Annotated in this window: 17 protein-coding genes; 9 read left to right on the top strand and 8 right to left on the bottom strand. The window is 70.2% G+C overall.

Annotated features, from left to right (window positions below; translation table 11 throughout):
• Positions 1–22: 22 nt before the first annotated feature.
• The 6 genes from VEC57_08120 to VEC57_08095 form a co-directional block, all read right to left on the bottom strand.
• Positions 23–814, bottom strand: a complete 792-nt coding sequence (locus tag VEC57_08120; GenBank protein ID HYB99090.1) for an SDR family NAD(P)-dependent oxidoreductase — start codon at positions 812–814, stop codon at positions 23–25.
• Positions 811–1,665: a phytanoyl-CoA dioxygenase family protein gene (locus VEC57_08115; GenBank protein ID HYB99089.1), complete on the bottom strand. Its 855-nt coding sequence runs from the start codon at positions 1,663–1,665 to the stop codon at positions 811–813. The genes VEC57_08120 and VEC57_08115 overlap by 4 nt, the downstream gene beginning before the upstream one ends.
• Positions 1,662–2,708 (bottom strand): hypothetical protein, encoded by a 1,047-nt coding sequence (locus VEC57_08110; GenBank protein HYB99088.1) that lies wholly within the window; start codon positions 2,706–2,708, stop codon positions 1,662–1,664. The genes VEC57_08115 and VEC57_08110 overlap by 4 nt, the downstream gene beginning before the upstream one ends.
• Positions 2,699–3,796, bottom strand: a complete 1,098-nt coding sequence (locus VEC57_08105; protein ID HYB99087.1) for a DegT/DnrJ/EryC1/StrS family aminotransferase — start codon at positions 3,794–3,796, stop codon at positions 2,699–2,701. Before VEC57_08105 ends, VEC57_08110 begins: the two co-directional genes overlap by 10 nt.
• 12 nt (positions 3,797–3,808) lie before the next feature.
• Complete coding sequence (locus tag VEC57_08100) at positions 3,809–4,843, bottom strand: DCC1-like thiol-disulfide oxidoreductase family protein (protein HYB99086.1); 1,035 nt, start codon at positions 4,841–4,843, stop codon at positions 3,809–3,811.
• A gap of 82 nt (positions 4,844–4,925) precedes the next feature.
• Positions 4,926–6,470 carry a vanadium-dependent haloperoxidase gene (locus VEC57_08095; protein ID HYB99085.1) on the bottom strand — a complete coding sequence of 515 codons (1,545 nt, stop codon included), beginning with the start codon at positions 6,468–6,470 and terminating at the stop codon, positions 4,926–4,928.
• A 79-nt stretch (positions 6,471–6,549) separates the two neighbouring features.
• Between VEC57_08095 and VEC57_08090 the strand changes: the two genes are divergently transcribed.
• On the top strand, positions 6,550–7,986 hold the full coding sequence (locus VEC57_08090) for a sialidase family protein (protein HYB99084.1): 1,437 nt from the start codon (positions 6,550–6,552) through the stop codon (positions 7,984–7,986).
• Between the two features lie 294 nt (positions 7,987–8,280).
• Positions 8,281–11,739, top strand: a complete 3,459-nt coding sequence (locus VEC57_08085; GenBank protein ID HYB99083.1) for a hypothetical protein — start codon at positions 8,281–8,283, stop codon at positions 11,737–11,739.
• 174 nt (positions 11,740–11,913) lie between these two features.
• Here VEC57_08085 and VEC57_08080 read toward each other — a convergent pair whose 3' ends face one another.
• A complete protein-coding gene (locus VEC57_08080; protein HYB99082.1) occupies positions 11,914–12,849 on the bottom strand; it encodes a TIGR03560 family F420-dependent LLM class oxidoreductase in 936 nt (311 codons plus the stop codon).
• 109 nt (positions 12,850–12,958) lie between these two features.
• Here VEC57_08080 and VEC57_08075 point away from each other — a divergent pair, with 109 nt between their 5' ends.
• The gene (locus VEC57_08075) at positions 12,959–14,137 is read left to right on the top strand and encodes a lysyl oxidase family protein (protein HYB99081.1); all 1,179 of its coding nucleotides are present in this window, start codon (positions 12,959–12,961) and stop codon (positions 14,135–14,137) included.
• Between the two features lie 129 nt (positions 14,138–14,266).
• Here the strand turns inward: VEC57_08075 and VEC57_08070 are convergent, their stop codons facing one another.
• Positions 14,267–15,559, bottom strand: a complete 1,293-nt coding sequence (locus VEC57_08070) for a hypothetical protein (GenBank protein HYB99080.1) — start codon at positions 15,557–15,559, stop codon at positions 14,267–14,269.
• Between the two features lie 274 nt (positions 15,560–15,833).
• On the opposite strand from VEC57_08070, the gene nudC reads away from it, so the two are divergent.
• The 6 genes from nudC to VEC57_08040 all read left to right on the top strand — a co-directional run bounded on the left by nudC (position 15,834) and on the right by VEC57_08040 (position 25,487).
• On the top strand, positions 15,834–16,772 hold the full coding sequence (gene nudC / locus VEC57_08065) for an NAD(+) diphosphatase (GenBank protein HYB99079.1): 939 nt from the start codon (positions 15,834–15,836) through the stop codon (positions 16,770–16,772).
• Positions 16,765–17,559, top strand: coding sequence for an inositol monophosphatase family protein (locus VEC57_08060; protein ID HYB99078.1), 795 nt, complete (start codon positions 16,765–16,767; stop codon positions 17,557–17,559). The genes nudC and VEC57_08060 overlap by 8 nt, the downstream gene beginning before the upstream one ends.
• Before the next feature lie 140 nt (positions 17,560–17,699).
• Positions 17,700–21,455 (top strand): methionine synthase, encoded by a 3,756-nt coding sequence (metH, locus tag VEC57_08055; protein HYB99077.1) that lies wholly within the window; start codon positions 17,700–17,702, stop codon positions 21,453–21,455.
• Entirely contained in the window at positions 21,452–22,777 is a 1,326-nt protein-coding gene (locus tag VEC57_08050; protein HYB99076.1) for a serine/threonine protein kinase, read from the top strand. The genes metH and VEC57_08050 overlap by 4 nt, the downstream gene beginning before the upstream one ends.
• A gap of 26 nt (positions 22,778–22,803) precedes the next feature.
• Positions 22,804–24,075 (top strand): PASTA domain-containing protein, encoded by a 1,272-nt coding sequence (locus VEC57_08045; protein ID HYB99075.1) that lies wholly within the window; start codon positions 22,804–22,806, stop codon positions 24,073–24,075.
• 8 nt (positions 24,076–24,083) lie between these two features.
• Entirely contained in the window at positions 24,084–25,487 is a 1,404-nt protein-coding gene (locus tag VEC57_08040) for an amidohydrolase family protein (protein ID HYB99074.1), read from the top strand.
• Positions 25,488–25,546 lie beyond the last annotated feature (59 nt).

The following is a 25,546-nucleotide window of genomic DNA, read 5'->3' as shown; positions in this document are numbered from 1 at the left end:
TCCCAGCCTGATGCTGCGAACGTCACTCCGGCCACTCGCGCAGCGAGAGCTGGCCGCCGTCGACCGGCAGGCAGGCGCCGGTGATCCAGCGCGACTCCTCGCTTGCGAGGAAGACCGCGGCCCACGCCGCGTCCCATGCCGTGCCTTCGCGCTGCAGCGGAACGGCCATCGTGCGCGTCCGGCGATGCTCCTGCCCGAACTTCTCCATGCGCGGCGTGTGCGCCATGCCCACGATCAGGCAGTTGGAACGCACGTTCTCGCGCGCGTGATCGGCGGCAACCGCGCGCGTCAGGCCGATCACACCGGCCTTGGCGGCCGAGTACGGAGCGAAGCCGCTGCCGCCGCGACGAAACCCCTGCAGCGCCGCGACCGAGGAGACGTTGACGATCGAGCCGCCGCCCGCCTCGATCATGTGCGGCACCGCGTGCTTGCAGCACAGGAACACGCTGCGCAGGTTGGTGGCCATCGTCTGCTCCCAGAGCTGCTCGGTGGCGTCGACGACGGTGCCGGGGCCGCCCGAGCCGACGTTGTTGACGAGCACGTGCAGAGCTCCGTAGCGGCTGCCGGCGGCATCGATGGCGGCGGCTGCACCTTCGGAGGTGGTGACGTCGGCGGCCACGGCGCTGCAGTGTCCGCCTTCGCCGGTGATTTCCTCGGCCAGCGAGGCGGCGTGCGCGAGCGAGCGATTGACGACGATCACACGCGCGCCTTCGCGCGCCAGCAGGATCGAGATGGCGGCGCCGATGCCGACGCCCGGCGCGCTCGACGCCGCGCCGGTGACGACGGCGACCTTTCCGTGCAGCCGCCCGCTCATGGCAGCGCCTTGGGCTTGCCGGCGCGCCCGGCCGCCAGGACTTCGTAGCCGTGCTGCGTGCGGATGCCTTCGCTTTCGTCGCGCCACGGGCGCGAGCAGAAGCCGAGCACGGCGCGCTGCGAGTCGGTCAGATGCTCGTAGATCTCGTCGGGCAGCGCTTCGGTGACGTCGAAGGCCTGCTTGATCCACCACCGCGTGAACGTGGCGATCAGCAGCCAGCGGGTGGAACCTTCGGGATTGTCTTCGGCAGCGTGCCAGAGCCGGCTGTCCCACAGCAGCAGATCGCCGGCGTCGGCCTCGATCGCGACCGCCTGCTCGCGCGGCACCTGCTCGGCCCAGCGCGCGCTCCGGTGCGATCCGGGCACCACCAGCGTGGCGCCGGCGCCGGCGCGCATCGGCTCGAGCACGAACACGCTCTGCACCGACAGCACGTGCTCGCCCTCGTACGGAATGAACGAGTCGATGTGGAAGGGCAGCGCCGCCAGGCCGGCGCGCGCGATGAAGGCACGCAGGATGTAGTTGGGACGGTTCTCGGGGATGGAGCGGTACCACGGATCGTTGAGCACGTGCACGAGCAGCCGCTCGAGCTCGGGACGCGTGAACAGAATGTCGAGGAAGAGACGGTCCTTGTTCTGCAGGTTCCACACCACCGGGCCGCCGCCCATGTTCGGCATGTCGCGCGTGGTCCGATCGCGCGTTCGCTCGTGCCATGCCTCGACGCTCCGGCGCGCGGACGCGACGACGGCCGGCGCAATCACGCTCTTGACCGCGGCGTAGCCGTGCTCGCGCAGGTCGCGTTCGGCGGCGAGCCAGCCGGTCTCGTCGCAGCTTCGGAAGGGCAGGGGCGTCATGGTGCAGGCGGCGCCAACTCGCCGCGCCGGTAGGCGGGAAAGTAGCCGCCCGCCGCGCCGGCCGCCAGCCGCGCGTACGCTGCCGGGTTGCTGATGCGCCCGCACAGATACGCGGTGCGTCGCGCATTGGACCAGCCGGCCTTGAACGCAGCCAGTCCGGCGGCCGCGGCGTCGTCGCAGCCGGGCACCGCGCCGAGATCGCAGAAGTCGACGCGGGCGGCGAGCTGCTCGAGCGCGAACCGGTAGAGCGCGTAGCCGGCGCCGAGGCGATACCCTTCGTCGCTCAGCGCCAGGGCGTGCCCATAGGCGACGCGCCCGTGCAGCATCCAGATCTGCATGCCGACGGTGCACGAGCCGCGCACGGCGCGCACCGCGAACACGCCCGGCACGGCCAGCTGCCGCTCGAACGCCGCGCTCGAGAATGCGCGAATGCCGCCGACGCCGCGCGCGCGTGCAAACGGCTCGAAGAGCTCCAGCCATTCGGCGAGGTGGTCCAGGGGCCGGCCCAGCACTTCACCGTCGACCTTGCGGGCGGCCTTGCGCGCGCAGCGGCGATGGTGCGGCGAGATCATCGCATCGAGGTCGCCGCCGAGCTCGCACACGAAATGCCGCTTGAACGGCCGCACCAGATCCGGAAACGCCGCCTGCACGGTCGCGGCGTCGCAGTCGGCGAACGGGTCGCTGACGGCGGTGACGCTGACCAGGCGCGTGCCGAGAGCCGACAGGTCCTCGGCGAGCGCCTCCCATCGCTCGCAGGCAAGGAGCGGATAGCACCCCATGGCATCGCGCAGATCGCAGGCATCGCGGACGCCCCCGGCGTCATGTGCATCACCGGCAGCGCCGTGGCCGCGCGCATCACCGTCGTCGCGAGGATTGCCGGCCGGCGCGATGCCGCGCACGAGAAGCCAGGCCCCCGCTCGCGGCAGATGCAGCGGCTGGCCGAACTCGGACAGCGAGCCCGCGTAATCCTGCGAAAGGTATCCGGTCCGTTGCCCTGCCGCCGCCGCGAGCCCGGGCGCTGCCCCCGGCGCGTTCACAGGCACCGCGCCAGCGCGTCGCAGATCCGATCGATCTCCTCGTCGGTGCGGCGCGTGCTCATGGGAAGAGCGAGAATGTCCGCTGCGACGGCGGTGGTCCCTTCCAGCGCACCGAGCGCGCGGCAGCTCGCGAAGAGGGGCTGGCGGTGCAGCGGCGGCGAGAAGTAGTGACGCGTCTCCACGCCCTCGCGCAGCAGCCGCTCGCGCACCAGGCCGCGATCGGCGCCGCGCAGGCGTATCGATGCGGCCTGGCATGGCGACAGCTCGGCTCCATCCTGGAGCTGCACGGCAAGCGGGGCCAGGCGCCGGCGGTAGCGTTCGGCAATGGCCGCGCGCCGCTGCAGCGCCGCATCGAAGCCGTCGAGCACGCGGCACGCCACCGCCGCGTGGAGCTCCGAAAGCTTGCCGTTCAGCCCCGGCTCCACGCACACGCCGTCCTCGCCGAGGCCGAAGTTGCGCATCGTGCGCAGGCGCGCCGCCAGCGCGGCATCGGCGGTGACGACGAGGCCGCCTTCGCCGACGCCGAAGCTCTTGGTGGCGTGCATCGAGAACACTTCGGTCGCGCCGGCGCCGCCGATGGCGCGGCCGTCGCGGTAGCGCCCGCCCAGGCCGGCCGCCGAATCGACCAGCAGCGGCACGCCAAGGTCCTCGGCAATTTCGATCCATTGCTCGATGTCGCACGGCGCGCCGAACGTGTTGCACGGGACGAGCAGCGCGATCGAATCGGCAAAGGGGCGCAGGCTCTCGATCGGCACGCGCGGCTGCCAGGTGCGTTCGTCGATGTCGCAAAAGAGCGGCTCCAGGCCCGCCCAGCGCGCGGCCAGCGCGGTTGCCGGAAACGTGAACGAAGGCATCACGGCCAGCGTCGCGCCCGGCCGCGCCGTCGCGCGCATGGCCAGCATCAGGCCGATGGTCGCGTTGGCGACGGCGATGCAGTGCGCGGCGCCGACCCGCGCCGCAATGCGATCGCAAAGGCTCTCTTCGAAAGGCCCGCCGTTGCTGAGGCGCGCCGACGCGACGATGCGCTGCATGTCCTCGGCCAGCGGCGCGGCGTCGGGCAAGTCGGGCTCGAGGAAAGGGATGCGTGCGCGCATCTCCAGCGCCGCTCAGCTGTCGAAGCGGGCGCGCAGCGGGCCGGCAAGGATCGGGCACGCCTGGCTCTTGCGGCCGAACCAGCGATAGCGGTTGCGCGCGACGATCTCGTAGGCGGAGTCCGTCAGGGAGTCCGGCAGCAGCTCGAGCACGTAGGCGAGGATGCGCCACAGCCCGCCGATGCGGTCGAGGATGTAGGCCGTTGCTCGCGACTGCGTCAGCACGTGCCCGGCGGCGGTGCCGACCACGACGCTGTCGGGCAGCTCTTCGCGCTGCTCCCGGCGCAGCCGCTGCTGGAACGCTTCGCTGCCGAGCGGCGCCAGTCGGAAGCGCGCCGGCTCGCGGTCCTCGCTCAGCAGGAAGCGCGTGGCGCCGTGGCACAGCGCACAGGTGCCGTCATAGAAGACCGTCTCGGTGCCGGCGTTCTCGCGCGGCGGAAACCACGCCGGCTGCAGCGCCAGCAGATGCAGCAGCCACACGCCTGCATCGGCGTGTCCCGCGACGAACCACGCGCCGAGCTCCACGCCGAGCGAGACTGCCAGCGCTGCCGGCATCGTCGACGGCGCCAGCGCCGCCAGCGCCAGCGGCAGCCGCACCAGCGCGATCGGCCATTCGCCGGCCGACAGGGCGGCGATGGATCCGAAGACGTGATGACCGACGAAAAGGGCCCACGCCGCCGCGGGAAAGTAGGAGGGCATGCGCCATTCGCCGCCGGGATCGGTGCGCGCGCGCGCATCCAGGCTGAGGAAGGGAGCCGGTGGCAGCGTGGCGTGTCCGAGCAGCCAGAAGGTCGCGTACCAGATGCCGGTGCGGCCGAGCAGCCCGTGGTCGCTCATCGCCAGCGCCGCCGCCAGCACCAGCGCCAGCACGCGATCGGCGCGACCGGCTGCGAAAAGGCCGGCCGCGGCCACCGCAAGCGCGGCCAGCACCGCGCCGGCAAACGAGGCCGCGTCGGTCATGCGGCCGGCAAAGTGCAGCATCAGCACGAGCGCGCCGCCGGCGCGCACGACACTGTACTGGCCGCCGGTCCATGCCTCATGCCAGCTCATGCGCCGATGTTACGAGAGGCGGCCAGGTGCAGCCAACGGCGGCGGCGCCGGGCAGATGCCGGCAAGACGGCGCATCGCGACCCTAACGGGCCGCCACCATCGGATGGACGCCGTCGAAGTAGGCGCGAATGCGCGGCCAGGTGAAGTCGGCGACCTTGCGGCCGAGGTCGAGGCCGGCCGTGTTGTCGCTCTGAATGTGGTAGCCGCCCATCACCCGCGAGATGCCGGCCATCTGCGCGGTGGCCTCGAAGGTCGGAAGCTCCAGCGTGATGTCGCAGCTGGTATCGGAATCGGGGCGCTGGCCGGTGCCGCCGCTGATGGCGACGCAGTCGGCGTGGGCCTCGGTCAGCGAACCGGCCTTGCGGGTTTCGATGACGCCGAAGTGCGGGCTGCCCGTGTAGAGCTCGAGCACGCGCGCGCACGCGGCGCTGACGGTGCTGTGTCCGGAGGTGAAGCCGGGAAAGGGCGGGGTGACGAACGTGTCGGGCGAATACGGATGCCACTGCTCGGCCGGCTGCGTCACCACGCCCTTGCCGGGACCTGCCCAGCCCAGGATGTTCTTGCCCGCGTAGTAGTGGCGCACCAGCGTCCACGGCCGCGACGTGTCGTAGTAGCGCTTGGATTCCCAGGAGGCGATGAACGCGTCCATCGCGACGTTGGCCACGGCGAAGAACAGCTTGACGTCGCGCGCGAGGTCGTAGCGGTCGCGCCGCGAGACGTCCTGCGCGAAGCGCAGCCAGTGTCCGGTCTGTCCCGTGGAGCGCGGACCGTCGCGCATGAACTCGACGATCGCCTTCTGCTGCGGCGTCAGCGACGCGTTGAATCGCATCACCTCTTCGACTTCCCTGGCCATCTCGGGCGAGCCGACCTTGGGAGGCGGGCCGGGCCGGAACTGATCGGCGCGGTCCAGAGCGAAAGGACGCACGCGATACCAGTGCGGCGTCAGGAAGCCGGGATAGAAGCGTCCGCCGCGGCCGTCGGCGAACGGAAGCGGCTGCCAGCGGTCCGGATCCACGACGCGATCATTCGAGTTGATCGGCCAGTAATAGGTCCAGTCCGAATACGGCGTGCCGTCGGAGCCGACCTCGTCGCCGAGCTGATTGGCGCCGTCGTGGTGGCGGTAGGAGATCACCGCCTGCGCGGCGACGTTGCCCACGCCGGCAGGCGTGCGCGTATCGGTCGTGTCTTCGTCGGGATCGAGGCCGGCGCGCACCATCTGCTCGCGGATCCACTGGCTGTCCTCAGGGTAGACGTCGAGCAATCCGCGATAGGTGGCGTAGGCGATGGCGACTTCACGGTTGGCGTCGGTGCGCTCCTCGGCAGGCCGCCGCAGCGTTGCCCCCAGGCGCGTTCCGATGGCCTTGTCGTCGTAGGCCGCCCACGCGTCATACATGGCGGTCAGTGCCACGGCCACGGTGCGCGAGATGATGGTCGGCCGCGCGCCGATGCGGTCGACCTGGCGCGCGGTCGCTTCGAGCGAGATCTCGAGCCACCGGTAGGCCGCCGTCGGCACGAAGTCGGCGGCGGGTCGCGCGTGCGGAATGAAAACCGCGCTGCGTGTGGCATCGTTGGAGGCGCTCGCTCCGGTGGCCAGGAGGAGCAGAAAGACGAGTAGCGAGCGGCGCATCCGGGAACCGTCGCGGGCACTACATGCCCGATGCACGCCATGCAAGTCGGCGCGAAGCGCGCACACGCAAGGAGGCACGATGAAGCGACACTGCCGGCAACGATCCGCGCGGCGCCTGCTGCGCACGCTGGTGATTTTCGCATCGGTGATGGCGGCGAGCCCGAACGCGGCCGTTGCCCAGCCATTCGAAGCGATCGTTTCGCTGAACTCGTACGCCAACGGCGACGATGCCGACGACGGCGCGGTGGCGATCGCGACGGACGGCAGGGGGCGCTGGGTGGCGGTGTGGGAGACGCTGCATGCGCTGGGCCGCAAGACGCCCGAGCGTCGCTGGAACATCGCCTTCTCCGTCTCCACCGATGACGGCCGCAGCTGGAGCGCCGCCGCGCTGCTGGCGCCCGGTCGAAGCGCGGGCGCCACGATGGACACGAGCCCGGCCATCGCCACCGACCGGCGCGGCGTCTGGGTCGTTGCGTTCCAGTCGGCCGGCGTCGTCAAGGGCAGCCCCGGCAGCGACAGCGACGTTCTGTGGGCCAGGTCGGACGACGACGGCGCGAGCTGGAGCGCACCGCAGCCGGTGGCGCTCGATGCGGGCGATGAGTTCCGACCGGCGCTCGCGTTCGCCGGCAACGCCTGGCTGCTCGGCTGGGAGGGGCAGGCACGCGAGCTCGGCGGCGGCGGCGACGGCGACCTCGTCGTGAGCCGCTCCACCGACGGCGCGCGCACGTGGTCGGCGCCGGCGCTGCTGACCGAGACGGCGAAGAACGATGCGGGCGTGGACAGGCGTCTCGTGCTCGCGGTCGAAGGCGCGGGAGAGCGCGTCCTTGCCGGATGGGAAGCCTTCAGCGTGCCCGGCCTCGGCAGCGACTGGGACGTCATGGTGGCGCGCTCCGACGACGCGGGTGCGTCCTGGTCGGCCGCGCAGCCGCTGTCGGCCAGAGCCGCCTCCGACGGGCACGCCGGCGATGATTCCGTCTCCCTGGCCGCTGCCGGCGACGGGCGATGGCTGGCACTGTGGGCGTCCTACGTCGGCAAGCCGGGCGACGAGGAGGACGATTGGGACATCATGGCCGCCGCCTCCAGCGACGGCGGCAAAACCTGGTCGTCGGCCGCGTCGGTCAACGGTCCGTTCAAGACCGACACGCACCGCGACCTGCTCCCGCGCGTGGCATTCGACGGCGCCGGCCGCTTTGTTGCGGTCTGGACCTCCAAGGACAGCATGGGCAAGACCAAGGGCAGCGACAGCGACGTGCTCGTCTCGGTCAGCACCGACGACGGACGCACATGGTCCCCGCCGCGCGCAGTGGCCGCCTATGCGACGGCGGACGGACGCAGCTGGGACGACAAGCCGGTGGTCGTCTCGGACGGGAAGGGGCTGGTGCTGGTGGCCTGGTCGGGAAATCACAACCTCGAAGGCCGCACCGGCACCGACGGCGATCTCCGAGTCGTGGGGCTGCCCAAGGCACCGCCGGCGACAGCCTCCGCTCCCGCACCCCCCCTGGCCATACCGCGTTGACGATCGTTCCGCCGGCGGCTTCGGTCACAGCCTCGGGCGAAGGGCGGGGCGAATGCCTGCAGCCGCAAGGGTTCTGGGCGTTGCCACCGCAGCGACGGCCACGGCGCATTGACACAACTTTCATGGCCATGCGATAAGTCCGCGCTACTTCGTGGGCATGGGGGAGTTGCATCCGCTTCGAGGGGAAGCGGCTGGCCTGCTTACTTCCCGCCGAGGATCGACAACGACGGACGACCGTCCTCGCCAGCGATTCTTTCGCAGCGCGCACGAACAACTTTGTCTCTGGGGGAGCCCATGAAGCCATTTTCCCGCGTGCGCACCAGTATCCGTTGGATGACGACCGTCGTGGTGCTCGCTGGCCTGGCCGGTCCGGAGGTCGCCGCCGCACAGCCGCAGGACGCGATCCGCCAGCGGTGCATCAACTCGATGAACAAGGCGATGGTCGGCGTGGTCAAGGCACAGGCCAAGGCCAACGTCAGCTGCCACGTGGACGCGTTGCTCGGACGCCTGCCGCTCGGACAGGACGCGCAGGAATGTCTGGCTGCCGACAACAAGGGCCTGGTTGCGAAAGCCCGCGCCAAGGTCGCCGCGACGCAGAGCGCTTTCTGCGCGAAGCTCCCCAACTTCGGCTACACCGATGCAGCCACCGTCGGCAACGCTGCCGCCGCGCAGGGTGCGCTGCTGTTCAACGAGATGTTCGGCGACGATCTCAACGAGGCCATCGAGGCGGTTGCCGACGATGAGGCCGCGCAGGTCTGCCAGGGCACTCTTGCCAAGGCCTACGGCAAGATCGTTCAGGCGGCGTTCAAGACGTTCCTCGCGTGCAAGGCCGACGGCCTGGCCAGCGGCGCCATCGTCAGCGGCGACGGCATCGAGAACTGCCTCGATGTCACCAAGGCCGATGCCGACGGCTCGATCGGCCGCGCGGTGGTCAAGCTCGCCGACTCACTCGGCAAGGCGTGCGGCGGCGTCGACATGGCGCAGGCCTTCCCGGGCCGGTGCGCCGGCAGCTTCGATTTCGCCCGCTGCGTCGAGCAGGCCGTGACCTGCCGCAACTGCCTGGCAGTCAACGGCGCCGACGGCACCGACCGCTACTGCGACGAGCTCGACAACGGCACCGCCGATGCGAGCTGCGTCGATCCTGCCCGCTGCGGCAACGGCACGCTCGAGGCCGGCGAAGGCTGCGACGACGGCAACAACATCGACGACGACTGCTGCTCGGCCACGTGCGAGTCCGAGCCTTCCGGACAGACCTGCGCCGACGACGGCAACGTCTGCACCGACGACACCTGCAGCGGCACCGGCTTCTGCCTGCATCCCAACAACAGCGCGCCTTGCGACGACGGCTTCTTCTGCAACGGCACCGACACCTGCCAGGACGGCACCTGTTCGGTGCACCCGGGCGACCCGTGCGCAGGCGGCAATCTCTGCAACAACACCTGCAACGAGGACGTCGACACCTGCTTCAGCCCCAACGACACGTTGTGCGAGGACGACGGCAACGAGTGCACCAACAACCGTTGCGACGGCGCCGGCGTCTGCCAGCCGCTGCCCGAGCCCGACACCAGGCCGTGCACCGACGACGGCAACGAGTGCACGAACGACTCGTGTGACGGCGCGGGTACCTGCGCGCATCCCAACAAGGACAACGGCGCCAGCTGCACCGACGACGGCAGCGAGTGCACCCGCGACGAATGCGACGGCGCCGGCACCTGCGGCCATCCGCCGCTGGACGCGGGCACGTCGTGCAACAGCGACGGCAACGTCTGCACGACCGACATCTGCAACGGCACCGGCACCTGCACGCATCCCAACAACACGTCGCCATGCGACGACGGCCTCTTCTGCACGCAGACCGACGTGTGCTCCAACGGCACCTGCGTCGGCAGCGGCGATCCCTGCGCCGGCGGCACGGTGTGCGCCGATGCGTGCAACGAGACGGCCAACAACTGCCTCGACCTGGCCGGCGCCTCCTGCACCAGCGACGGCAACGTGTGCACCACCGACGTCTGCGACGGCACGGGCGTCTGCACGCATCCCAACAACACGGTTGCCTGCAACGACAACGTGTTCTGCAACGGCGCCGACACGTGCTCGGGCGGCAGCTGCAGCGTGCACGCCGGCAACCCGTGCTCGGGCGGCTCGCAGTGCAACAACTTCTGCCAGGAAGCGGCCGACACCTGCTTCAACAACTCGGGCACGAGCTGCAACGACGGCAATGCCTGCACGGTGACCGACACCTGCAACGGCTCGGGCTCCTGCGTCGGCAGCGGAACGCCGGTCATCGACGACGGCGATCCCTGCACCACCGACTCGTGCAATCCGGCCACCGGCGTCCAGCACGTCGACAGCGGCTTGTGCGAGTACGCTTCGCCCACCGGCACCGGCGCGACCTGCTCGCCCGCATCGCCGTGCTCGCTCGAGACGGCGCTCGCGCAGGTCGTCAGCGGCGGCCGCGTGCGCATGGCGCGCGGTACCTACTCGCGTAGCGGGCGCATCACGGGAGTCCCGAGCAACGTCGTCGTCGAGGGCGGCTACAGCACCGGCAGCGACCATGCGGCATGGGTGCAGACGTCGGCGGCGAACTGCGGCAGCAGCAGCGCGAGCGTGGCCAGCATCATCGATCGCAACTCGACGCTCGACTTCGGCTCGGCGGGCATCGACGGTCAGGTCATCGGCGTCGACGTGGGCAGCAAGACGAACTTCACGCTCAGCTGCATGCGGATCCAGGTGGCCAGCGCGGCCAACAGCGGCACGTCCATCTACGGCCTGCGCCTGACCAACTCCTCCAGCTACACCGTCAGCAACGTCGTCATCTCCGCGGGCAACGCCGGCGGCGGCTCCGCTGGAAGCAACGGAAGCAACGGCGGCAGCGCCGGTGGCGGCGGCAGCGGTGAGGAAGGCAACTCCGACGATGAGACCCGCAACGTGTTCGGCGGCGGCGGCGGCACTGGCGGCGGCGGCACCAGCGGCGGCGGCGGCGGCAACCGCAACGGCGGCACCGGCGGATCCAGCGGCGGCGTCAACGGCGGCGGCGGCGGCGGCGGCGGCGGCGGCTCGCGCGACGGCGCCAACGCCGGCAGCGGCGGCAGCGGCGGCGGCGTCAGCGGCGGCCCCGGAGGCGGCGGCGGCGGCAGCCCGGGCGGTGATGCCTGCGTCACGACCGGCTGCAGCAACCCCGGAACCGGCACCAACGGCAACGGCGGCGGCAGCGGCGCCTCCGGCAGCAACGGCAGCACCGGCACCGCCGGCTCGCACAACACCAGCTCGTGCCTGTGGATCCCCGGCGGCCAGGGCGGCTCGGGCGCCGACGGCAAGGGCGGCGGCGGCGGCGGCGGCGGCGGCGGCGGCGGCGCCGAGGCTGGAGGCTCGTGCAATGACGGCACCGGCAGCGGCGGCGGCGGCGGCGGCGGCGGCGCGGGCGCCGGCACCGGCGGCACGGGCGGCCGCGGCGGCGGCTCCTCCTTCGGAGTCTACATCTGCAACACCAGCGGCGGCACCTTCTCCGGCGTGACTGCCTCGCCGGGCGCGGCGGGCGGCGGCGGAGCGGGCGGAGCGGGCGGCTCGGCCGGAAACGCGGCCGGCGGCGGCAACGGTCCCGACGGCGACTGCAACGTCGGCAACGGCGGCGAAGGCGGCAACGGCGGCGCAGCCGGCAACGGCGGCACCGGCGGCAGCGGCCAGGGTGGACAGTCGGTCGGATGCCGGCGCGTCGGCACCGGCACGGCACCGAGCGGGCTCAGCTGCAGCTGATCCGACGCATCATGCCCAGATGACAAAGGCCCCGCCGGGAGTTCCCGGCGGGGCCTTTTTTTCGTGGAGTACCTGGCGCGTCGACGGCAACGCCTCGAGCCGTAACGGCTCTTCCGATGCCGGCGATGACGCAGGCGGCCCTGCAGCAAGGCCGGCACGATGCCGGCGACCGCCCTACCGGAAAGCCGGCATCACCTTCTCCGCGAACAGCCGCGCCGGCTCGCGCAGGTCCTTGCCGAAGAACTCGATGACGAAGTGGCCGCAGCCCATGCCGGCGTAGCGGCGGACTTTCTCGGCCACCGTGTCGGGATCGCCCCAGATGCCGTGCTCGCGCAGGCCGGCGCCCATGTGCCCGCCGTAGATGCGTTCGGCCTTGCCGATGCTCTGCTCGGCCTCCGCCATCGTCGGCGCGATCACGACCAGGCATTGCTGCGAGACCTCGATCTGCGCCGGATCGCGGCCTTCGCGCTCGCAATGCTCGCGCAGCACCGCGACCTTGCGCGGGAGGTCGCTCTGGTTCACCGCCAGGTTGTTCCAGATATCGGCGTAGCGCGCCGCCAGTTTGAGCAGCACCTTCTCGCCGCCGCCGCCGATCAGGATGCGCGGCGTGCGCTGCGGCCTCGGCTCGCAGTAGACGTCGGTGATCGAGTAGACCTTGCCGCGATAGCTCGGCTGATCCTGTGTCCACATCGCGCGCACGATCTCGCAGGTGTCGGCGAGCGCCTCCAGGCGCCGCGACACGGGCGGGAACTCGCAACCGTAGCCTTCGAACTCGGAGGCGAACCAGCCCGAGCCGAAACCGGCAATGGTGCGGCCGCCGGCGATGTGATCGATCGTGGCGATCTGCTTGGCGAGCACGGCGGGGTTGCGGAAGAAGGGCGGAGTGACCAGCACCCCGAGCTCGACGCGGCTGGTGACCGCTGCGACGGCGGCCAGCAGGCTGTAAGCCTCGAGGATGGGAAGGTCGGGCATCGGCACGCCGTAGAGATGGTCGCATACCCAGGCGCTGTCGTAGCCGAGCCGGTCGAGCTCGGTGGCGGCGGCGCGCGTGTCTTCCCAGCTGCGCTTGATCTGGGGCAGCGTCACCCCGAATCGGATCGTCGATGTCATGCGATGCGTCTCCTTTCGATGGATGCGCTCTTCGACCTCACCCGGACACGACCGTCAAGCGAGCGCTCGTATTGCACCGGCGCCGGGCCTGCGCGTAAGGTAGCTCGTCATGGCTTTTTCCAGGGGGGTGGCGGCGCTGCTGGCCTGCGCCGCGATGAGCGGCGTTGCGCGCGCGGGCGGCGATATGGAGCCGGAGGTGTACTCGCCGGTGGTCGTCCGCAGCAACGTCAATGCCGGAGACGTCATCGAAGGGTGCGCCGGCGGCGAGACCAACCGCCTGCTGCTGCGCTACGCGATGAAGACGCACAACATCGGCGACGAGGACATCGTGCTGGGCAACCCCGGCTGCCCCGACTGCCGGGCCAATCCCGGCGCCGAATGCACCAATCCCCTTTTCCTGTGCAGCACCGCGCACGGGCACGCGCACTTCGAGAACTTCGCGGTTGCCGATCTGCTGACGGCCGCCGGCGAGCCCGTCATTCAGGGCCGCAAGTACGGCTTCTGCCTGCTCGACACCGAGTGCCCGACGCGCGTCTACACGTGCCAGAACCAGGGCATCAGTGCCGGCTGCAGCGACGTCTACGGCATCAACACGTCGTGCCAGTACATCGACCTGACCGACATCGACCTGCCGACAGGGAGCTACCGGCTGCGCGTGGAGGTCGATCCGGACGACAAGATCGCCGAGGACGACGACGGCAACAACGTCGTCGAGCTGCCGCTCGAGCTGACCTGTGCCAACACGCCCGATGGCATGCGCTGCGACGACGGCGATGCCTGCACCATCGACGACCGCTGCATCGGCGACGACTGCATTCCCGCGCCGCTCGCCCAGGCCTCCTCGCGCCTGAAGCTGCGCAAGGGCGCGGTGGCCGCCGGCGACCGTATGGTGTTGTCGGCGCGCTTCGATGCCGGATGGATGTCGCAGCCGCCCACCGAGAGCGGAGTCGAGATCAGCCTGACCGACGAGGACGGCAACAGCGTGTTCACGGCTTTCGTTCCGCCGGCAGGCTTCGAGGCCATCGGCGGCGGCGACTACGTGTTTCGCGATCCCGATAGAGAGTTCGAGGAGGCCGCCGGCATCACCAGGCTGCGCGTGCACCTGTCGTCGGCGCGTAACCGCGTCGTGGTGCGCACGATCGCCGAGAGCTTGGATCTGTCCGCCGAGGCGCTCGAGCCCGTGCTGCGCCTGACCCAGGTCTTCGGCAGCGGCCCTGCCGCATCGTGCCTGGCCGAGCAGGCTCTGGCCTGCCGCGGAAGCGCGACGTCCCGCACGTGTACGAACTGAGCCTGCAGGAACGGTGGGGGACTGGCACTTCGTCCACGGCAGCCCGGGAAGGAAGTGCCAGACCCTTGCCGCCACGCCGGTTCACGTCGCTGCGCGAACCGGCGCGACCGCCGGAACCGGCCCCCTTGGTTACGGCTCCAGCTCCACGACCAGCGCCGGCGCCTTGCTGACTCCGCCTTCGTAGGCGCGGATCAGGCGGCTGGAAGCGCTTCCGGCATCCTGCACCAGGATCGTGAGGGCGTTGCCTTCGGCCCAGCCGGGCCGGTCGACGATCTCCTGGACCAGCGGCGCCAGGTCGACGCTGCCGTTGTAGACGCTGCCGTCGAAGGCCGGCGGCGCGTCCACAATGGATGTCGCGCCCAGAGGCAGCTTCGAGAGCGCACCGGGCTCGGCCGTCAGCGGCGGCGCGTCATCGGAGGCGACCGCGGCGTACTCGATGACGATCGAATTGGCCCGCCCGGTGGAAGGGAACATCTCCAGGCGCGCGCTGCGCACGGTGGCACCGGGCGCGATGGGCACTCCCGCGAAGCGCAGCGCCGCGATGCGACCGGCGCCGAGCGTAAGGGCGCTGCCGCCGGTGATCGAAGCCGTCGTCATGGTCTCGGTGGCGTCGTCGCCGGCCGCGGCGACGACGGTGCGAACGGCGGCCTTCTTGGCGGCGAGCGTGGAGGCGCGGATCATCCATTCGCCCGGGTCGGACAGCGCCACCTTCTCGACGAGGCGCTGGTCGCTCTCGTTCTGCGCCGGCGAGAACGCCGCCGGCGCCCACAGGCCCACCGGGCTCTCGCCGAAGACCGCACAATAGACGGAAAGGGCGGCGAGGTAGCGGCCGCGCTCGTTGGAATGATGGCCGTCGGAGCCCCACAGCTCAACGTCCGGATCGTTCAGGATCTGCTCGCGATAGACCCAGCCCACGGGTGCGATGGGCGCGTCGAGCTCGTAGGCGATGGGAACATAGCCGACGTCCTCGCCGGGCGCGCCGCGAAGGGCGTCGTAGCTGACGAGCGGCGCGCCACGGTCGCGCCAGGTCATCATGAAAACGGTCTGCGCGCCGACCGCCGCGATCTGTGCATCGATGGCGCGGGCGGCGGGGTAGCGCACGTGAAACTCGCCCAGGCTCTGTTCCTGGACGACGACCGCGTCCCAGGCCTTGGAGTTGATCTTGGCCAGCGTCTTGGCCGATGCCACGTGATCGGCCACGGTCCATCCGTCCGCCGCGCGCACGACGACCGTGGCGTCGCGGCCCGAGGACCGGATGAGCGAGATCAGGTACGGCTTGATGCCGGTGGTGAAGCTGTTGCCGATCAGCAGGATCTTGGCGGCGTGTGCGTCGCCGGCGGCGAGCGTCGCCAGAATCGTGACGGCAACGACAAGCCTGCGCATTGCGTGAGAACCGGCGGCCGCGGTCATGACGCGTGTCATGCGAGAAGCTCCTTGGCGAGGTTGGAACACCAGTGCGTACCCTTCTCAGGGATCGCCAAGGACGAGGCTTTTTGTCCGACGCCGGTCCGAACAGAACCGACGCAGCGGAGGATAGAGTCTGTTCGCGGATTGGGCAATCGCTGCGAGGCCCCCGAACTAAAAAATTGTGCGCTCCTTGCGGGCGCAGCGGTCGGCTCTTCGGTCACCGCCAGCGCCGCGTGCTCATCATCGGCGCCTTGGACCGCCGGAGACGTTCGCGTTAGCGTAAGCGATCGTGAGCTTCTTCTCGGGAAATCCGCTGGATCGCGCCGCTCGCCTTCGCTGGGATCCGCAGTGGCTGTCGACTTGCTTAGAAGATCCAAAAAGTCGGTTTCTGCCGTTCTGGCGTCTCAACGTGCTGGTCAAACGTCAGGGCCCGTCGCTGGCCTGGGCACGGCGCGCGCTGCTGTCGGCAATGGATGAAGGCGTCGGCGCGGTCCTTCTCGGCGTGCGCGGTGACGTCGCCCATTACGCCGTCGACGTCTCCTCGCTGGCCGAGCCGGAGCGCGAGCTGGGACTGTCGGAGGTTGCCGAGTTCTGCGACATTCGCGCGGCAGCGGCGCAGCTTCCGGCCGAGGAATGCGCCATCGTCGCGCAGGCTCGCGCGATGATCGACTGGCACGACACGCACCGCTTCTGTCCGCGCTGCGGCGCGGCAACCGCCTCCGCGCAGGGCGGTGCGATGCGCGTGTGCACGTCGTGCAAGGCCGAGCATTTCCCGCGCGTCAACCCGGTGGCCATCATGCTGGTGACGCGCGGCGAGCGATGTCTGCTCGGGCGTCAGGCCGTGTGGCCGCGCGGGATGTACTCGACGCTGGCCGGCTTCATCGAGCCCGGCGAGACGATCGAGGAAGCCGTGGCGCGCGAGGTCATGGAAGAAGCGGGCATCTCGGTGGCCGGCGTTCGCTACACGTCCTCGCAGCCGTGGCCCTTTCCCTCCGCCCTGATGATCGGGTGCGTGGCCGAGGCGACCAGCGACCACATCGTCGTCGATCCGGCCGAGCTCGAGGATGCGCAATGGTTCGATCGCCAGACCGTGGCGCGCGCATGCCGCGGCGAGACCGAAGCCGAGGAGCTCTTCCTTCCGCCGCCCATGGCCATCGGGCGAACGCTCATCGACGACTGGGTAGCGGGTCCGCCGAGCGGCGGTCCGCGGGCGGCAAGCGATGGGTGAGCGCGACGAACGCGCAGCCTGTGACTTCGCCGTCGAGCTTGCCCGGAGCGCGGGTCGCATGCTGCTCGAGTACTTCCGGCGCGCCGATCTGAGCTCGCACCTGAAGGCCGACTTCTCCCTGGTCACTGAGGCCGATCTGGCAGCGGATGCCCTGATCGCCGGCGGCATCGGCGCCGCCTACCCGAGCGACGGCATCCTGAGCGAAGAGGACAACACCCGCTACGACGATTCGCGCCAGCACGTCTGGATCGTCGATCCCATCGACGGCACCACCAACTTCTCGCGCGGCCTGCAGCACTGGGGGATTTCGATCGCCCGCACCAGCGGCGGCCACCCGTCGCTGGCGGTGCTGTTCTTTCCGGCGCTCGATGAGCTCTACGTCGCGGCGCGCGGCTGCGGCGCCACGCTCAACGGCCGCGCCATTGCCGTCGAGCCGCCGCCGCCGCAAGGGCGCTGGCGCGTGCTGGCGTGCTGCTCGCGCACGCTGCGCTTCTACGACGTCAACCTGCCGGTGAAGATGCGCGTGTTCGGCTGCGCCACGTACAGCCTGGTGAGCGTGGCGCGCGGCAGCGCCGCGCTCGCTTTCGAGACGCGGCCGAAGATCTGGGATCTCGCCGCTGCATCGCTGCTCGTCGAGGAGGCCGGCGGCGTGGTGGTGCCCGCATCGGCGCCGGCGCCGTTCCCGCTGCAGACCGGCATCGCCTACGAGCAGCAGAGCTATCCTTTGATGGCTGCGGCCACTGCGGAGCTCGCGCAGATGGCCAGCGACGGCATCCGCCCGAAATGAAAGAGGGCTCCGGCGCCCTCCGCTAAGACACGGGCGCCGCTGCAGTAGCGACGATGCAGCACCCGTCTGGCCGGCATGAGCGTGGCTGTCCCCTCCCGCCCGTCCCTGCTACAGACAACGGTTCAGACCGGACGAAGGCAATGAGGAATCCGCGACAATATACCAATGAGCGTGGGCGGCTGCTGGCCGAGCAGATGAGCCGCCGCATCCTCGTGCTCGACGGCGCCATGGGCACGATGATCCAGAGCTACGGCCTGGTCGAAGCCGATTATCGAGGCGAGCGGTTCGCCGAATGGCCGCGCGACCTCAAGGGCAACAACGACCTGCTGGTGCTGACGCGTCCCGACATCGTACGCGCGATCCACGAGGCGTACTTCGATGCCGGCGCCGACATCGTCGAGACCAACACGTTCAACTCCACCTCCATCTCGCAGGCCGACTACGGCATGGAGGCGCACGTCTACGAGCTCAACAGGCGCGGTGCCGAGCTGGCGCGCCAGGCCGCGGCCGCTTCTCAGGGCCGCCATCCGGAGCGGCCGCTGTTCGTGGCCGGCGTGCTCGGGCCGACCAACCGCACCGCGTCGCTGTCGCCGGACGTCAATGATCCGTCCTTCCGTGCGGTGACGTTCGATGAGCTGGTCGTGGCCTACACCGAAGAGGCCGAGGGGCTGCTCGACGGCGGCGCCGACGTGCTGCTGGTCGAGACGGTTTTCGACGCTCTCAACGCCAAGGCCGCCCTCTACGCCATCGAGGACGTCTTCGAGCGCCGCGGCATCCTTCTGCCGGTGATGATCTCGGGAACCATCACCGACACCAGCGGGCGAACGCTGGCCGGGCAGACCCCGACGGCGTTCTACTATTCGCTGCGGCATGCGCAGCCGCTCTCCATCGGCTTCAACTGCGCGCTCGGCGCCGAGCAGCTGCGGCCCTACATCGATGAGGTCTCCGGCGCTGCCGAGTGCGCCGTCAGCGCGCATCCCAATGCCGGCCTGCCCAACCAGTTCGGCGGCTACGACGACACGCCCGAGCACATGGCCGAGCTGATCGGCGAGTGGGCCAGGAGCGGGTTCCTGAACATCGTCGGTGGCTGCTGCGGCACCACGCCCGCGCACATCGAAGCGATCGCCGCGGCCGTTCGCGGCGTCAGCCCGCGAACGGCGCGGGAGCTGCCGCGCGTGTGCCGCCTCTCGGGCCTGGAGCCGCTCGAGATCAGGCCAGAATCGCTGTTCGTCAACATCGGCGAGCGCACCAACGTCACCGGCTCCAAGAAGTTCGCCGACCTCATCCTCTCCGGCAACTACGAGGCGGCGGTGGAGGTCGCGCGGCAGCAGGTCGACAGCGGCGCCCAGCTCATCGACGTCAACATGGACGAGGGCCTTCTGGATTCGGAGAAGGCCATGACGACGTTCCTGCACATGATCGCCTCCGATCCGGCGGTGGCGCGGGTGCCGGTGGTGGTCGACTCGTCCAAATGGACGGTGATCGAGGCGGGCTTGAAGTGCCTTCAGGGCAAGGGCGTCGTCAACTCGATCAGCATGAAGGAAGGCGAGGAGGCGTTCGTCGCGCAGGCACGGAAGATCCGCCGCTACGGCGCCGCCGTCATCGTCATGGCTTTCGACGAGACCGGCCAGGCCGATACGGCCGACCGCAAGGTCGAGATCTGCACGCGCGCCTACCGGCTGCTGATCGAGAAGGCGGGCTTCGCTCCCGAAGACATCATCTTTGATCCCAACATCTTCGCGATCGGCACGGGCATCGAGGAGCACGCCAACTACGCCGTCGATTTCATCGAGGCGACCAGGCGCATCAAGGAGACGCTTCCGCATGCGATGATCAGCGGCGGCGTCAGCAACGTCTCGTTCTCCTTCCGTGGCAACAACCCGGTGCGCGAGGCCATTCACGCCGCCTTCCTCTACCACGCCATCCGCGCGGGCATGACGATGGGCATCGTCAATGCCGGCGCGCTGCCGGTCTACGAGCAGATCGAGAAGGACCTGCTCGAGCGCGTCGAGGACATGCTGCTCAATCGCAGGCCGGACGCCACCGAGCGGATGCTCGAGTTTGCCGAAGGCTATCGCGGTGTGGCCAAGGCGCGCGTCACCGACCTGTCCTGGCGCGAGGGCACCGTGGCCGAGCGGCTGCGGCATGCGCTGGTCAACGGCATTGCCGACTTCGTCGTCGAGGACACCGAGGAGGCGCGGGCGCAGGCCTCGCATCCGCTCGAGGTGATCGAAGGACCCCTCATGGACGGCATGAACGTCGTCGGCGACCTCTTCGGCGCCGGCAAGATGTTCCTTCCGCAGGTGGTCAAGAGCGCGCGCGTCATGAAGAAGGCGGTCGCGCACCTGGTGCCGTACCTGGAGGCCCTGAAGGCCGAGGGCGGCGCCGACACCAAGGGCCGCGTGCTCATGGCCACCGTCAAGGGCGACGTGCACGACATCGGCAAGAACATCGTCGGCGTGGTGCTGCAGTGCAACAACTTCGAGGTGATCGACCTCGGCGTGATGGTCCCGTGCGACAAGCTGCTGGCGACGGCGCGCGAGCGTGAGGTCGACATCATCGGGCTGTCGGGCCTGATCACGCCGTCGCTCGAGGAGATGTCGCACGTGGCGCGCGAGATGGAGCGGCAGGGCTTTACGCTGCCGCTGCTGATCGGCGGCGCGACGACGTCCAGGGTGCACACCGCCGTCAAGATCGAGCCGTGCTACAGCGGGCCCGTCATTCACGTGCTCGACGCCTCGCGCGGCGTGGGCGTGGCCAGCTCGCTCATGAACCCGTCGCTGCGCGAGCGGCTGACGGTGGACACGCGCACCGAGTACAAGAAGCTGCGCGACGCGCACGGCAGCAAGCAGGCGCGCACGAGCAACGTGACGCTGGAGCGCGCGCGCGCCAACCGCGTGCGCGGCGATTGGGAGTCCTACCGGCCACCGGTGCCCAACAAGCTCGGGCTGACCGTGTTCGACGACGTGCCGTTGCGCGACCTGCTGCACTACATCGACTGGACGCCGTTCTTCCAGACCTGGGAGCTGCGCGGCCGCTACCCGGCGATCCTGGACGACGAGCACACCGGAGCGGCGGCGCGCAGCCTGTTCGAGGACGCGCAGAGGATGATCGAGCGCCTGATCGCCGGCGGCGAGCTGCGCGCGAGCGCCGTGGTCGGGCTGTGGCCGGCGGCCGCGGTGGGCGACGACGTGGATGTGTACGCCGACGAATCTCGTGCGCGCAAGCTGGCAACCATCCACTTCCTGCGCCAGCAGCTTCTGAAGCCGCCGGGCCGTCCCGATCTTTGCCTGGCCGATTTCATCGCGCCGGCCGACAGCGGCATCCACGATTACATCGGCGGCTTTGCCGTAACGGCGGGGCTCGGCCTCGAGGCGATCGTGCAGCGCTACGAACGCGACCACGACGACTACTCGGCCATTCTGTGCAAGGCGCTCGCCGACCGCTTTGCCGAGGCACTGGCCGAGCACATGCACGAGCGCGTGCGGCGCGAGCTGTGGGGGTATGCCGCCAGCGAAAAGCTCGACAACGAAAGCCTGATCGCCGAGAAGTACCGGGGCATCCGGCCGGCGCCCGGGTATCCGGCCTGTCCCGATCATTCCGAGAAGCCGGCGCTGATGGAGCTGCTGGGCGCGCAGGAGAATGCCGGCGTCGTTCTGACCGACACGTTCGCGATGCTCCCGGCGGCGTCGGTCAGTGGCTACTATTTCTCCCATCCCGATGCCGCCTACTTCGGCATCGGCAAGATCGATCGCGACCAGGTGCAGGACTACGCGCGCCGCAAAGGCGTGTCGGTCGCAACAGTGGAGAGGTGGCTCGCCTCCAATCTCGCTTACGAGCCCGAACGCAGCGGCGACGCCGATCCGGCTGCTTCGCCGCGGGCCGCGTCCGCTTGAGCGGTCGCAAAAGTAGCGGCGGTCGCGGCCGCGCCGGCGGCAACCGCGCCGCTGGCGACGTCAGCGGCAACGTCAGCGGCAACGTCGCCGGCAACGTCAGCGGCGATCGCAGCGGCGGCAACATCAGCGGCAACGTCATCGGCGAGCGCAGCGGCGGCAAGCTCAGCGGCGAGCGCGGCAGCGGCGGCCACGTTGCCGGCGAGCGCGGCGGCGGCAGCTCGCGCCTGTTCGGCGCCGAAAGCACCCGCTTCTTTCATGGCCTGACTCCCGATCGCATCCTTGGCGCCGTCGAGCAGAGCGGTCTGACCTGCACGGGCCGCTGCCTGGCGCTCAACAGCATGGAGAATCGCGTCTACGACATCGAGGTCGAGGTCGAGGGCGAGGTGCGCAGCCCCAGCGACCGCTTTCGCGTGGCGAAGTTCTACCGGCCCGGCCGCTGGAGCCGCGAGCAAATCCTCGAAGAGCATCGGTTTCTGCGTGAACTGGCCGAGGCCGAGATTCCGGTCGTGCCCCCGCTGCCGCTCGGCGGCGGCACCGGCGACGGCGAGGACGAACGAGCGGCGCTCGGCGGCGACACGCGCGATCAGGACGACGATGACACCACGATTTGCGACGACGCCGGCGCCACACTCGGCGAGCTGTCCGACCTCGGGATCTACTTCGCATTGTTTCCACGCGTCGGCGGCCGCCTCAGCGACGAGATCAGCGAGGCGGAGGCCGAACAGCTCGGACGTCTGCTCGCGCGCGTGCACATGGTCGGCGCCAGGAGCACGGCGCCGAGCCGGCTGCAGCTCGACGTGGACACCTACGGGCGCGGCAACCTCGAGTATCTGCTGGAGTCGGGCACGATCCCGGCGCCCTATCGCGACCGCTACCGGCACGTCGCCGAGGCGATCTGCGACCGCGCGCAGCCATGGTTCGCGCAGGCGGACGTGCAGCGCATCCACGGGGACTGCCACCTCGGCAACATCCTGTGGGGCCGCGACGGCGCAATGCTCGTCGATTTCGACGACATGCTGCGCGGGCCCTGCGTGCAGGACCTGTGGCTGATCGCGCCGGGCCGCGACGAGTGGGCACGGGCGCGGCGTCGGGCGCTGATCGACGGCTACGAGCAGCTGCGTGATTTCGACCATTCCACGCTGCGCCTGGTCGAGCCGCTGCGCGCGCTGCGACTGCTGCACTTCGCAGCGTGGATTGCGCGGCGCTGGGAAGATGCCGCATTTGCGCGGGTGTTCACCGATTTCCGCACCGACCGCTATTGGGTAGAACAGGTCGAGGCGCTGCAGGAATGTCTCGGCTCGCTCGACGAGCCCGGCGCTTGAGCGGACCCATGCCTACGAGGGACAGGATGAGCGCAATCGTTTCCCGTGCGGCCCTGGCGGCCTTTTCGGCGGTTTCCTTGGTCGCGCTGCTGTCGGCCGACGTGGCGGCACAGACACGAGTCGTGCCGCAGTACGTGGGCCTTCCGCGGCCCGAGGTGGAGAGGCGGCTGATCAAGGGTGGCTTTGCGGCGCAGTGGCGGTCGGCCGGAATGGCACCGTATCCGCAGGATCGTGGTCGCGTCGCCGCGCAGGTGCCGCCTGCCGGCAATCCGCTGCCATCGGGCGCGCCCGTGATCCTGTTCGTGTACGACGACGGGGCCCCCGGTGCGCAGCCCGCGGCTCCGGCATCGGGAGGCGCACCCGCCGCGCCCGCGCTGCCTGCCGCGCCGGTGATGGCCGACTGCTCGCGCTGGCCCGGCAGCAGCTACGATCGCGTCATCGGCGCCTGCCGCTGTCCCGAAGGCCAGTGGTGGGGCCTTCACGGCGATCGCTGCGAGCCGCGCGAGAAGGCCGCGGGCGACGTGTGCTCGAGCAAATGGCCTGGCTCGATTCCCGCCTTCACCGGCGAAGGCACCTTCCACTGCACGTGTCCGCCCGAGAAGCCGTGGAACGCCGAGGCGCTCGAATGCGGAGCCTCCACGCACGAAGTCGGCGCCGAATGCCAGTCGCGCTGGCCTGGAACGGTCGCGGTGCTGTCGCCGTCGGGAACCGATTACGAATGCCGCTGCCCTATGGGCATGCGCTGGGAGGAGTCGCGCTCGCGCTGCGACGCATCGGTCGCCGTCGAAGCTGGCGCGGGAACGGCGCCGGCTGCCGGCGCAGCGCCCGGCGTTGCCGGGCCGAGGGAACGCGGCGACTCCTCGCTGTCGATGCCGCCTCCGGTCGAGGACGAGAACTGGGACGAGGCGCAGCCGGGCCGCTTCGAAGACGGCGCGGGCGACCGCTACGGCGATGCGCCGCGAGGCTCCGATCGTTATCGCGACGCGCGCGGCGACGGCGGCGGCGACGACCGTTACGGCAATGCGCCGGACGGCGGCGGCGGCGGCGACGATCAGGTGCCATGGCCTCCACCCCGTCCGTACGAAGCAGAGCCGGCGTCGCCGGGCGACCATGCTCCACCACCGCACGATGCAGCAGCGGAGGAGGAAGGCCCGTGCGCGGCGATTCTCGCCGAGATTCGTGGCCGTGCCGGCGCCGGCCAGCGTGCGCAGGCCGATGCGCTCGCGCTGCGGGCCGCCACGCGCGGCTGCGATCCCAAGGCGATCGCCGACGCCGTCGCGACCGCACCGCAGCAGTAGGATCCGCCATGGCACCGCGACGGACGCTGATTCGGGGCGGTCACGTGCTGACGATGGACCGCGCCCTCGGCGACTTTCCGCGCGCCGACGTGCTGGTGGAGGACGATCGCATCGTCGCCGTCGCTGCGCGTCTGGATGTGGACGATGCCGAGGTGATCGATGCCGCGGGCCACATCGTTGCGCCCGGCATGATCGACACGCATCGCCACACCTGGCAGACGCAGCTGCGCGCGCTGTGCGCGGACTGGACGCTGGTGGACTACTACCTCGGCGTGCGCCTCTCGATCTCGCCCGTGTATTCCCCCGACGACGTGCATCTCGGCAACCGCCTCGGCGCGCTCGAAGCGCTCAACGCCGGCGTCACCACCATCCTCGACTTCTCGCACTGCAACAATACACCGGAGCACGCCGACGCCGCCGTTGCCGGGCTTCGCGATGCGGGCGTGCGTGCGGTGTTCGGTTACGGCTTCTTCGAGAGCAGCCCGCAGGCGCCGCCGCATTTCGCGACGCACGCGCAGCGGGTCGAGGATTTCGCGCGCATCGCCGATCGGTATTTCGCATCGTCGTCGGGTTTGCTGACGCTCGGGGTGGCGCTGAGCGAGACGGTCGCCCCCGCCGACGTGGCAGCCGAGATCCGGGCCGCGCGCAGCCGCAATGCCGTCGTCGTCTGCCACACCGGCTGCGTCTGGGCCATGCCGAGCGGGATCACCGAGCTCGACGAGGCGGGGCTACTGGGGCCCGAGCAGGTGCACGTCCACTGCAACACGCTGCGGGATGACGAATGGGTGCGCCTCGCGCGTGCCGGCGCCAAGGTCTCGATCTCGCCCGAGACGGAGCTGAACATGGGAATGGGCCGCCCCGTCTTTGCCGCCTGCGAGCGGCACGGCATCAAGCCGACGCTGTCGTGCGACGTCATTTCCCTGAACAGCGGCGACCTGCTGACGCAGCTTCGCATGGCGGTGGCGTTCAAGCGCTGGGCCGACACCGAGGGCATGAACCTTGCCGGGCAGGATCCGATCTATGTCACGGTGACGGCGGCTGATGCGCTGGAGTGGGTGACGATCAACGGCGCCGAGGCGATCGGGCAGGGCGGCCGCATCGGCAGCCTGACGCCCGGCAAGCAGGCCGACATCATCATCGTGGGCGGGCCCGGCATCGCACAGCATCCGCGCGTGGACGCCGCCGGTACGCTGGTGTTCCAGACGACGCCGTCCGATGTGCGCACGGTTCTGGTGGCCGGGCACGTGGTCAAGCGCGACGGCGTGCTCTGCGGCGTCGATGTGGCCGGGCTGCTGCAGCGGGCGGATGCATCGGCGGAGGCGGTGCTCGGCCGCGCGCGCGATCGTGCGGGTGAGCTGCCGCCGATGCGCGGCACGGGGTTCGGCGTGATCGCGGCAGCGATCCGCGGTTGAGACTCGGACGCGGTGCGGAGCCGGTGCCGCTGCGCGGCCGCTTGCGTCGGGCGATGGTG

It is taken from the genome of Candidatus Limnocylindrales bacterium (assembly GCA_035626395.1).
In the GTDB taxonomy this organism is placed as follows: Bacteria; Desulfobacterota; Binatia; order UBA1149; family CAITLU01; genus DASPNH01.
This window is presented reverse-complemented; position numbering and strand designations above follow the sequence as displayed.